This window comes from Phenylobacterium sp., assembly GCF_036402295.1.
Taxonomy (GTDB): Bacteria; Pseudomonadota; Alphaproteobacteria; order Caulobacterales; family Caulobacteraceae; genus Phenylobacterium.
In genome coordinates, this window is record NZ_DASWTE010000074.1 from 1 (window position 1) to 10432 (window position 10432).

12 protein-coding genes and 1 pseudogene are annotated in these 10432 nt (G+C 70.8%); 7 read left to right on the plus strand and 6 right to left on the minus strand.

All coding sequences use genetic code 11. The annotated features are described in order from the left end of the window. Positions 1-137 (plus strand): annotated as a pseudogene (locus VGD44_RS04795) (ferredoxin); the annotation flags it as partial. An 88-nt stretch (positions 138-225) separates the two neighbouring features. Next, positions 226-600 (plus strand): DUF4844 domain-containing protein, encoded by a 375-nt coding sequence (locus VGD44_RS04800; RefSeq protein WP_331084421.1) that lies wholly within the window; start codon positions 226-228, stop codon positions 598-600. Between the two features lie 121 nt (positions 601-721). Here the strand turns inward: VGD44_RS04800 and VGD44_RS04805 are convergent, their stop codons facing one another. Then, positions 722-1144, minus strand: a complete 423-nt coding sequence (locus VGD44_RS04805) for an endonuclease domain-containing protein (protein ID WP_331084423.1) — start codon at positions 1142-1144, stop codon at positions 722-724. A gap of 204 nt (positions 1145-1348) precedes the next feature. Here VGD44_RS04805 and VGD44_RS04810 point away from each other — a divergent pair, with 204 nt between their 5' ends. Both VGD44_RS04810 and VGD44_RS04815 read left to right on the plus strand, forming a co-directional pair. Then, complete coding sequence (locus VGD44_RS04810) at positions 1349-2227, plus strand: hypothetical protein (RefSeq protein ID WP_331084425.1); 879 nt, start codon at positions 1349-1351, stop codon at positions 2225-2227. A gap of 277 nt (positions 2228-2504) precedes the next feature. Continuing rightward, the gene (locus VGD44_RS04815; protein ID WP_331084427.1) at positions 2505-2873 is read left to right on the plus strand and encodes a YccF domain-containing protein; all 369 of its coding nucleotides are present in this window, start codon (positions 2505-2507) and stop codon (positions 2871-2873) included. A 9-nt stretch (positions 2874-2882) separates the two neighbouring features. Here the strand turns inward: VGD44_RS04815 and VGD44_RS04820 are convergent, their stop codons facing one another. The 4 genes from VGD44_RS04820 to VGD44_RS04835 are packed head-to-tail and all read right to left on the minus strand — an operon-like array spanning position 2883 to position 7367. Then, positions 2883-3251: a DUF3597 family protein gene (locus VGD44_RS04820; RefSeq protein ID WP_331084429.1), complete on the minus strand. Its 369-nt coding sequence runs from the start codon at positions 3249-3251 to the stop codon at positions 2883-2885. A 32-nt stretch (positions 3252-3283) separates the two neighbouring features. Continuing rightward, positions 3284-4498: a DUF1343 domain-containing protein gene (locus VGD44_RS04825; RefSeq protein ID WP_331084431.1), complete on the minus strand. Its 1215-nt coding sequence runs from the start codon at positions 4496-4498 to the stop codon at positions 3284-3286. After that, on the minus strand, positions 4495-5049 hold the full coding sequence (locus VGD44_RS04830; RefSeq protein WP_331084433.1) for a DOMON-like domain-containing protein: 555 nt from the start codon (positions 5047-5049) through the stop codon (positions 4495-4497). Before VGD44_RS04830 ends, VGD44_RS04825 begins: the two co-directional genes overlap by 4 nt. Next, positions 5046-7367: a PAS domain-containing sensor histidine kinase gene (locus VGD44_RS04835; RefSeq protein ID WP_331084435.1), complete on the minus strand. Its 2322-nt coding sequence runs from the start codon at positions 7365-7367 to the stop codon at positions 5046-5048. The genes VGD44_RS04830 and VGD44_RS04835 overlap by 4 nt, the downstream gene beginning before the upstream one ends. Positions 7368-7508: 141 nt before the next feature. On the opposite strand from VGD44_RS04835, the gene VGD44_RS04840 reads away from it, so the two are divergent. Then, positions 7509-8075: a hypothetical protein gene (locus VGD44_RS04840; protein ID WP_331084437.1), complete on the plus strand. Its 567-nt coding sequence runs from the start codon at positions 7509-7511 to the stop codon at positions 8073-8075. Then, positions 8068-8475 carry a metallopeptidase family protein gene (locus tag VGD44_RS04845; RefSeq protein ID WP_331084439.1) on the plus strand — a complete coding sequence of 136 codons (408 nt, stop codon included), beginning with the start codon at positions 8068-8070 and terminating at the stop codon, positions 8473-8475. Before VGD44_RS04840 ends, VGD44_RS04845 begins: the two co-directional genes overlap by 8 nt. A 12-nt stretch (positions 8476-8487) precedes the next feature. Here VGD44_RS04845 and VGD44_RS04850 read toward each other — a convergent pair whose 3' ends face one another. After that, positions 8488-9489 (minus strand): RNA polymerase sigma factor, encoded by a 1002-nt coding sequence (locus VGD44_RS04850; protein ID WP_331084441.1) that lies wholly within the window; start codon positions 9487-9489, stop codon positions 8488-8490. A gap of 167 nt (positions 9490-9656) precedes the next feature. Between VGD44_RS04850 and VGD44_RS04855 the strand changes: the two genes are divergently transcribed. Beyond that, positions 9657-10432: ferritin-like domain-containing protein (locus tag VGD44_RS04855; protein WP_331084444.1), on the plus strand; the 776-nt coding region annotated here is incomplete at its 3' end.

Genomic DNA, 10432 nt, shown 5'->3' on the forward strand with positions numbered 1-10432 from the left:
GCGAGCGCTCGGCCATGGAAGAGTCGATGCTCGACTTCGCCGAGGGCGTCGAGGAGAACAGCCGCCTGTCGTGCCAGATCAAGGTCACGGACGACCTGGACGGCCTGCGCGTGACGATGCCGGAGAGCCAGCACTAGGGGGCGGCGGGTCGGCTCGGCGGATCCAGCGACAGGTCCGCTTTCGACCCCGTTGCGGACGTTTGGCGGCCGCGCTTTCCTGAGCCGCATGGAAACCTACGTGCTTGCTCCGCCGGCCGACGCCATCGAGCGCTTGGACGAACTCTTAGTCGCCCCAAAGTTCGGCCCCGACGGCGCCCTCTACACCGGCGTCAGCGATCCGGTCGTCCGGCGAGCCGCTGAAGCCATCATCAACACCGCGATCGCTCAGGTGCGTGACCTCCTCCGGTCGCCGACGGATAGCGCGGCCGTGCTGCATATCTTCAGAGCCGGGCTTCAACGCCTGACCCTAAGCGATACAGAGGACAGAGAGCGCGCGGCCATCCATGTCGAAGAGATCATGGAATGCATCGGCCTCGAGAGTTCACAAGGCCTGCTCAATGAGTTCGTGTACGGCTTCGAGCCCGGCAATCTAGCGCCCTAACGGTAGGTCAGCTTCCCACGCGGACGTGGGTCTCCTCTCCCAGGCGCGGAGCGCCGTGGGAGAGGCCGGGAGAGGGCGGCTCGGCGCCTGCAACATCTCGACCGTGGGACCCCGTCACGCCTCAGGCTTGTGGCGGGCAAGGCCGACGGTCGCGCTCGATGGGGCGGCCGCGTCGGCTTGGATCGGACTCCCGGCACGCGCTCAGGATCGTCCAGCGGACGCGCTCCCGATCCTCGAACACCTCTGCGTTGCGGAAGCGAAGCACCTGCAGGCCCCGGCGCTTCAGATACATGTCACGGCGCATGTCGTACTCGACCCGCTCGGCATGGACCCCGCCGTCGAGTTCGACGGCCACGGCGGCTTCCAGGCACAGGAAGTCGACGATGAACGGACCGACCTGCGCCTGTCGGCGCCACTTCCAGCCTTCCAGACGCCCCGCACGCAGCGCCTCCCACAGATGCGCCTCGGCTTCGGTCTGATCGCGCCTGAGCCGCCGCGCCCGGTCCCGGCGCAGCTTTGAGACGACGGAAACGATCCTGCCCATGGCGACCCTTGGTCCAACGGCGGCCTGTCGGCACGGCCGCGCCGCCCTCTCCCGGCCTCTCCCACGGCGCTCCGCGCCTGGGAGAGGAGAGGAGATTAGAACAAATGCTGAACGCATGGCCAGCCCACGCATTCGCTCGCTACCCACAGCCGAAGTGGGGGGAGGAGGTCTTGCAGTCTCGCATTTTGTTCCTATTTTGTTCTCATGCTCCCGCCCTACCCCGCCCGCCACGTGATCATGAGCGAGGTGGTGGAATGGGTGGGGCGAAACTGGACACTTCGGCAGATCGAGGCGCGGGACGGGATGCCGTCGCGGCACACGCTGGCTCGATGGATGAAAGCGACGCCCGTGTTCGCACAACAGGTGGCGGATGCGCGGCGGCGGGTGCGGTTCGAAGTGCGGCAGGCGCAGCAGGCGCAGCAGGGATTCTGCGCGGCGCAGGCCGAGGCGTTCCTTGAGCGGGTGCGATCCGGCGAGCCGGTGCGCGAACTGGTGCGGCGTCCCGAGGGGCCCAGCCGGCATCGGCTGGACCAGTGGAAAGTCGAGCGGCCTGACTTCGCCGCTGCGCTGGCCGAGGCGATGGCGGCTGTCCGGAGGCGTCGGCCAAGCCCGGCGTACGACGAGGCGGCGGCCGATGCATTCCTGGTGCGGCTCGCGCGCGGTGGATCGGCGCGAGGCGGGAAGCCCGGGCGGACCCTGGTGCGGCAGTGGCGGGCGGCGGACGAGGAGTTCGCCGGGTCGTACGAGGCGGCGAAGCGCATCGGACATCGGCGGCGGATGCGGGCGCGATCGAAGTGCACGCCGGCGCTGGTGGACAAGATCGTCGCGCGGATCGAGCTGGGCGACTCGCTGCTCAGCGTCTCGCGGCGGAGGGGCATGCCGCACCACGGGACGCTCTACGGCTGGCTGCGGACGCGGCCGGACTTCGCCGCTGCGGTCAGCGCGGCGTGCGACGCGCGGGACTTCATCCTGAACGAACAGAAGCTGATGCGGCTGGACGGATGCCCGGAGACCCGGGTGCGGGCGGTCATGCGGCAGATCGGGGCGGTGACGCGGCGGGCGCGACCGCGGCGTCCGGGCTAGGACCAGTCGACATTCAGAATGCGAGGCGATTTCTCCTCACCCGTAGGGGGAGGGGGACCATGCGCAGCATGGTGGAGGAGGACTGCCGGGAGCGCCGAGCTTGGGGCGTTCCCCCTCCACCGCGTTCCGCGGTCCCCCTCCCCCTACGGGTGAGGAGATCAGCGGCCTCCAAGGCACCGTCGTGAATGTCGATTGGTCCTAGCGGGGCCGGTCGGACGGGTCGCGAAGCCAGGCGGGCCATTGGACCTTCACCGCGCCGTGGTGCAGGGTCGCGGCCATGCGTCTGCTCCTGAACATCCTCTGGTTCATCCTGGGCGGCTGGATTTCCGGCACGCTCTGGCTGCTCGCCGGCGTGGTGCTGGCGATCACCATCGTCGGCCTGCCCTGGACGCCGGCGGCGTTCCGGATCGCGGGGTTCAGCTACTGGCCGTTCGGCAAGGTGATCGTGGAACGCGACACGGGCGCCGTGAGCGTGCTGCTCAACATCCTGTGGCTCTTGCTGGCCGGCTGGTGGCTGGCGTTGCACCATCTGGTGCTGGCGGCGGGCCTAGCCGTGACGATCATCGGCATCCCGTTCGCCTGGCAGCACGTGAAGCTGGCGATGCTGTCACTGATCCCCGTCGGCAAGGGCGTGGCGGAGGTGTGAGCCCACGTCCTACTTGAGGAAGGGCACCGCGTCGTCGTCGGCCATGCGCTGGATCAACGCCGCGTGCAGCGCGGCGTCGGCCTTGGTCGCGTCGAGTCCCGAGACGTCCACGTTGAGGTCTTCCGCCAGGTGCGCGCGGTTGGCGTCCGTGTCGTCGAGGCCGGCGAGCGCCAGCAGCGCCGAGAGGGAATCCCGCCAGTTACCGCCCACGCCGGTTCGCGCGGCGCGCTCATCGAGGATCATGGCGAGGTCGGCGGGCGTGCCCATCCGCGTGCGGACCGGAACCGGAACCGCGCGCTCGGGATCCAAAGCCTTCAGCGGCGGCGGGCCGTCAGCGCCGCCGTGCAGGGTGTCGTAGATCTTCTGGAGCAGGCGCATCGACGCGGAACGGCGCCCGCGCCGTCCGGTTCCTAGGCCGCGTAGATCAGGTGCGCCCGGCGTTCCGCTTCCCAGGCGGCCTCGTCCGGCGTCGTGATCGCGTCGAGGTCGGCCGGGGTCGCGGCCGGGTCGTCGACCCATTCGCGCAGGGCGGGGCCGCCGTTGATGACGTCGATGGCGAGGTGGCCTTGCGTATACTCGTACTTGAACTCCAGGCCGCGCCAGAGCGGGTAGTCCGGGTAGAGCCGACGGATGGCCTTGAAGCCCAGCGCCTGCAGCCGCCAGGGCTTGAAGGCGTCGTGGTCGTAGCCGGGCTGGTCGGTGTGGATCTGCACGCCGCTGCAGAGCCTGCCGACATGCTTGTGGAAGGTGGGCTCGAACCAGCAGTCGCGCAGGATGCAGCCCTGGAGCCATTGCGGGGCGAGGCTGCGCATCTCGGCGATGACGGCGCGGGCGTCGATGTCGGGGGCGCCGAACAGCTCCAGCGGCCGGGTCGTGCCGCGGCCTTCGGAGAGGGTCGCGCCCTCCAGCATCACCGTACCGGCATAGGCGCGGGCCATGGAGAGGTTGGGGGCGTTGGGGCTGGGATTGATCCAGGCGCGCTCGCCCAGCGGCCAGCCGTAGCCGGGCGCGGTGGCAGGCGCCCAGCCGGCCATCTCGATGACCCGGTAGTCCACGTCGAGTTTGAAGTGGCTGACGAACCAGCGGCCCATCTCGCCCATGGTCAGGCCGTGACGCATCGGCATGGGGCCGGCGCCCACGAAGCTCTCGAAGCCGGGGCGCAGGGTGAGGCCCTCCACCGGGCGGCCGGCAGGGTTGGGCCGGTCGAGAACCCACACGGCCTTGCCGTGTTTCGCGGCGGCCTCGAGGACGTAGAGCAGGGTGGTCACGAAGGTGTAGATGCGGCAGCCCAGGTCCTGCAGGTCGACCAGCAGGACGTCGAAGGTCCCCATGCTGGCGTCGGTGGGCCGGCGGACCTCGCCATAGAGGCTGAAGACCGGCACGCCGTGGACCGGATCGTTGAAGTCCGGCGACTCCATCATGTTGTCCTGCTTGTCGCCGCGCAGGCCGTGCTGGGGGCCGAAGGCGGCGGTGAGCTTGACGCCGTCGCAGGCGGCGAGCGCGTCCAGGGCGTGCGTCAGGTCGGCGGTGACCGAGGCCGGGTGGGCGAGCAGGGCCACTCGCTTGCCCTGCAGCGGGCGGCGCAGCTCGGGCTCGGAAAGCAGGCGGTCGATGCCGAACTTCATTGTGGGTCCGCAGGTGGCAGCGTCAGCGCGAACGCGTCGGCGTGGTGGAAGTCGGGCTGGCCCGGGGGATGCGCCAGCGCCCAGTAGGTGCGGCGGCCGTCGGCGGCCTCGATGACCGCGGAGAGGCCCACGCGCCAGGGGGCGTCGGCGGGAAGGCCCGGCAGGCGGCTCACATCGACGCTGGCGCGCAGCTCGAAGCGGGTGCGGCCGCCGTCTGCGTCGATGAAGGGCGCGGGCGTGGCGGGATCAGGGGCCCGCTCTCGATAACCGGAGTGGGCGTAGGCGGCCCACTGCGACGAGGGCGAGAGGTTGAGCTCGACGTAGGCGTCCGAGCCCGGGGCGCGCAGGAAGGCCTCGAAGCAGGTGTGCTTCCAGAGCTCGTCGGTGCGAATCGGCGCGGCGCGGGGCGGGATGCGGAGCAGCTCGATGCGGCCGGTGACGAGGAAGCTCAAGGTCAGCACGCCGCCAGGGCCGCGGTGGACGGCCGCCTCGATGGCGTCGACGGCCCCGTCGGGGGTCTCGGGATGGGGGTGGAGACCCGCCGACCTCATGTGGCGAAGCCGAGCTCGGGCTGGCTCACCGTCTGCGCCTCTTCCGGCAGGTGGCAAGTGAAGGTGGCGCCGGCGCCGGGCTCGCTCTCCAACGCCACCCAGCCGCCGTGCAGCTCGGTCAGCGCCTTGACGAGCGCCAGGCCCAGGCCCGGCCCGCCGCGCTCGCGGCCGATGAAGCGGTCGAAGATGTGCGCCTGGACGTGGAAGGGAATGCCACGCCCCGTATCCGACACTTGAAGCTGCACCTCGCCCAGCGCCTTGCGGGCGGCGAGCGTGACGGCGCCGCCGGCGGGGGTCTGGGCGATGGCGTTCTCCATCAGGTGGTCCAGCACCTGGGCCAAGCGGCGGCGGTCGCCGCGGATGACGCCGACGTCGGGGGCCGGCTGCAGGACGATGGAGATCTTGTTGGGCTCGGCCTCGGGATGCCAGCGGGCGGCGGTCTCGAGCAGCAGGTCGACGACGTTGATGGGGCCCAGGTCCAGCGCCATCTCGTCGGCGTCGATCTGGGCCATGTCGAGCACGTCGTCGATCGAGCGGGCGAGCTGGGTGGCCGCCGACTTCACCGAGGCCGCGTAGCCGCGGGCGCGCTCGGGCAGGCCGTCGCCAGCGTGCTCCAGCAGCTCGGAGTAGCCGATGATGGTGGTGAGCGGGGTGCGCAGCTCGTAGCTGACGTTGCCGACGAAGTCGCGCTTCAGCCGCTCGGCTTCCGAGAGCGCCTGCTCGCGGTCGGCCAGCGCGCTCTCCAGGCGCCGCGCGTCGGTGACGTCGGTGAAGGCGATCAGCGTGGCGCCGTCGGGCAGCGGGCGGGTGCGGTACTCGACCATGCGGTCGTCCGAGGTCTGCACCTCGCCGGTGATCGGCATGCGGGCGGCGGGATCGGGGTCGGCGACGCGCCCCTTCAGCTCGCGCCAGAAGCCCATGTCGTGCAGCTTGTGCACGCAGAGTTCGACCATGCCCTCGAAGTCGCCGGCGGCCTCGATCTGCAGCGGCGTGATATTCCAGAACCGCTCGAAGCTCTCGTTGTGCAGGCGCAGGCGGCCGTCCGAGCCGAACACGGCGACGGCGTCGCTGAGCTTGTCGAGCGTGGCCTGCTGCACCTGGATGAGGGCGTTGTACTGGGCCTTCATCTTCAGCTCGCCGGTGATGTCGGCGAACAGCAGGAGCAGGCCGCCCATCGGGTGCGGCTGGCGCACGACGCGCAGGGTGCGGCCGTCGGGCAGGCTCCACATGTCGTCGGGGGCGCTCTCCAGCTGCTCGTAGCGGCCGAGCTCGGCGGCCTTCCACTTGCCGTAGTCGGCGGTCTCGGGCAGGCGGCGGCGCTGGCGCAGACGGTCCAGCACCTCGCCGTGGGTGGGCCGCTCGGTGAGCCAGGCGGGCTCCAGCCCCCACAGCTCGGCGAAGGCGGTGTTGTGGAAGCTGACCCGCTTGGCGCGGTCGAAGATCACCACGGCGTCGTCGATGCGGTTCAGGATCTCGTCGTGCGCCTCGACGTTGCGCTTGGTGTCCTCGCGGGCCTCCTCGAGGTCGGTGAGGTCGTCGGTCCAGACGCCGACGCCGCCGCCTTCCAGCGGCTGGGCGGCGATGAAGAAGGCGCGGCGGCGGCCGTCGGTGGACAGCCAGCGCACGCCGTCGCGGCGCTGCCCCAGGTTGGCCGCCTCGGAGGCGATGGTGTCGGCGCCCTTGTCGAAGGTGACGCCGCGCCGGGCCGCCTCGTCCAGGCTGGCCACGCCCACGGCGCTCAGCCAGGCGGCGTTGACCCAGACCGGCGAGCCGTCGGCGGCGGCGATCCAGGCGGGGCAGGTCCGGGCGTTGAGGAAGGCGGCGAAGCGCGGTGCGGTCGGCAGGCCCTGGTCCTCGCCCAGCACGGCCGAGACCCGCAGCCAGGCCAGCGCGCCGGCCGCGCGCCCCTCGACGGTGACGACGCCGGCCGACCCCTTCACCTCGAACGCGCAGGCCTCGCCGCGCTCGAACAGGCCGCGCAGGCGCCGCGCGTGGTCGGGGTCGGCCCGCATCAGGGCGTTCAGCAGGGACTGCGGGTCGCTCTCCGAGAGACCCAACGCCTCGCAGCAGACGCTTAACGACTCCTCCCCGGACGCCAGCAGCGCATGGCCGTCCTCGACGGCGAGCAGGGCCGAGTCGAAGGCCTCGGCCGAGGCCTGGGCGGTTTCGGCGGCGTTTTCGAGCCGGTGGATTCGCGCCTTCAGCTCGGCGATACGCCGGTCGCCGGCGCGCCGCTGGGCGAACGCCCAGAGGACGGCGGATATGGCGAGGCTGACCGCCCCGGCCGCGGCCGCAAGCATCAGTTCGTGCGCGTTCATCGAGACCCGGCGAATCGTTGGCCGCCAGCTTAGGGCCGTAAGGCGCAGCCCGCACGTGGCCTCGTCGTCGCGTCCCAGGGTAAACGGCCCCTGCCCTTGCCGCCTTGGTGTCGCCGTGCGCTTTGGGCGAGAATGCGGGTGATGACGGCCATTCTCTATCCCGTGGCGACAAATGCCGAGCTGGCGCTGAGCCGGCCCCAGGGCCGCGCGGCGCGCGAGAGCGAGGCGCGGCGGCGGGCGGGCGAGGCGGTGGTGTTCGCCACCGACGCCGTGGGTCCGGCTTTCGCCACCCGCGAGGCGGCGCTCGACGCCTACAAGGGTCGGGTCGAGGACGAGCGCACGGGAACCACGCCCGAGCCCGAAGACCGCTACTGCCGGATCGTGGAGCAGGTGGCGGAGGGCGCGAAGCCGCCGCGGCCCGTGGCGCCCACCTATGCCGACGGCCATCGCTGGCCCGACCCGCCCAAGCGGCCGAAGACGGTGTGGCGGCTCACGGTCTCGTACTGGCGGATCGGCACCGCCGAGCGGCCGCTGGACACGCCGCAGGCGCGGGTGGCGCGCAAGTCCGGCGAGGCGCTGGCCCCGGAGGCCCTGCGCGCCATCGCCCAGGCGCCGCTACGCCCTACCAAGCCGCAGCAGCCGCTGGACATCGGGCTCTTCGAGACGCGCCCGCCCGAGGCGCCCCATATCGTGATGCCGGATGAGTGATGACCGCTGGGGCCACGCCCCTTCCCTCGACGAGATGGCCGCGATGGCCGCGCGCGCGTTCGCGGCGCTGCCGGAACAGTTCCGCAGGATGGCCGGCGAGGTGGTGTTCCGCGTCGACGACTTCCCGCCCGACGACGTGCTGGACGAGCTGGGGATCGAGGACCCGTTCGGCCTGACCGGCCTCTACTCGGGCGTGAGCCTGGCCGACCGCTCGATCTTCTCGGCCGCCGCCGAACCCAGCCGGGTGTTCCTCTATCGCCGCCCGATCCTCGACGAATGGGCCGAGAACGGCGAGGTGACGCTGGAGGAGCTGGTCACCCACGTGCTGGTGCACGAGATCGGCCACCACTTCGGGCTCTCGGATGGGGACATCGACCTGATCGAGGCGAGCGCGGGGTAGCGGCCGCGACCTTCAAACCGGCGCTGGCGGTGCGCCCATTGGGATGCCCGGGCTGTCCCAGGGTTTCGTCGTGCTGGCGATCATGCCGACGAGGGTGTCGGGGTCCTGGTGGTAGCCCAGGGCCATCGCCGGATAGCCGAAGGCGTCCGCCGCATAGGCCAGGGTGTCGGCGGCGTAGCAGTAGTCGACGATGCGGCTCACGCGGCCCTCGTCGCCGTCCAGCCGCAGCACCTCGCAGAGCTGCTCGCCGTCGTCTGTGCGGAACAGGATCGCAACCACGTCCTCGCCGTCGAGCCGCCGGGCCTCGGCGCGGACGGGGTTGTTGAGCAACCAATCCGCCCAGCCGTCGTCGGGACCCAGCCCACGGCCGCCGCCGACGCCCAGCACCTCGATGCTGACGGCCTCGGTCACCACCGCCAGTAGGCGCGCGAGATCCTGGGCGTTGTAGGCGTCGACGAAGGCGTCGATCAGCGCCCGCGGCGGGCCGAGCCGGGGCTCGGGGACCGGGTCGCGCAGCGCCGCGCGGCCGCGCGACAGCGCCGCCTTCACCGCGCCCACCGTCGTGCGCAGCAGGTCCGCGGCTTCCTCGAGGCTGAAGTCGAACACGTCCTTCAGCACCACCGCGGCGCGGGCCTGGGGCGAGGCCAGGAACAGGCGCTCGCCCGCGTCACGCACGTCGTCGGGGCCGGCCGTTGCGGGCGCGGCCTGCGGCTCGGCCAGGATCGCGCGCTCGCGCGCCTTGCGCCGTTCGGCGTCGATGTGGAGGTGGGTGGCGGTGCGGAAGAGGTAGGCCCGCGCATTGGCCACCGGACTGCCGGCGCCGTGCAGGTCGCCGCGGCCGATCATGGCGAAGCCCCGCAGCAGCGTCTCCTGCACCAGGTCCTCGGCGTCCCAGACGTTGCCGGTCAGCTTCAGGCCGTAGGCGTGCAGCGCCGGACGGTGCGGCCGGACGGTGTCGAGGTAGTCGAACCAGGCCCGGCGCAGCGCGCGGGCGTCGTCGTCGGTGATGGGCATTGCGGGCTCTCCCCTCTCCTACCCTCCACGACGAACGGGGCGCCTGAAAGGATACACCGGGATGACACTCTGGGGCGGCGAAGTAGAAAGTGACACCCCCGTCACTTTTCTTGACTTGCCCGCAGTCAGGTCGCAGGGTGCGGCAGTGATCAGGTGAGGAGCTTCCCATGGCCGCCGACGGCAACATCACCAAGGACATCATCTACGACGCCGTCGCGCCCGACGATTTCGAGTCGATGCTGGAGCTGGACCGCTACAACGCCCGCTCGACCGCCTTCGACAAGATCATCAGCGCCACCCACGATCACTTCTGGGATCCGCTGGACCCCAAGTACATCGACTTCTCCGAGCCCTTCGACATGGAGAACCAGATGCTCCTGCCGGAGGACATGGTCGTGTCGCTCTCGACCAAGTACGTCTCGGACCACCTGTCGAACCCGAAGGACCGCATCCGGTTCGTCAACCAGTTCGCGCTGCGCAGCTTCTCCTCGATCCTGCACGGCGAGCAGGGCGCGCTGAACCTGTCGGCCAGCCTCTGCCACGTGCTGAAGGACCAGGGCGCGCAGGAGTACGCCGCCAACCAGACGCGTGAGGAAGCCCGCCACGTCACTGCGTTCGCCCGCTACATCAAGGCCCGCTGGGGCCGCCCGGTGGAATGCGGCCCGACCCTGAAGGCGCTGCTGGTCGACATCATCGGCAGCCCCGAGGTCTACAAGAAGATCATCGGCATGCAGATGCTGGTGGAGGGCCTGGCGATGGGCGCCTTCGCCACCTTCTTCAAGGTCACCAACGACCCGCTCTGCAAGAAGCTGATGCAGCTGGTGATGACCGACGAGGCCTTCCACCACAAGTTCGGAAAGATCTGGGCCGACCGCACCATCCCCCACCTGACGGAGAAGGAGCACGAGATCATCGAGCTCTGGGCCGCCCAGTGCTTCCAGAC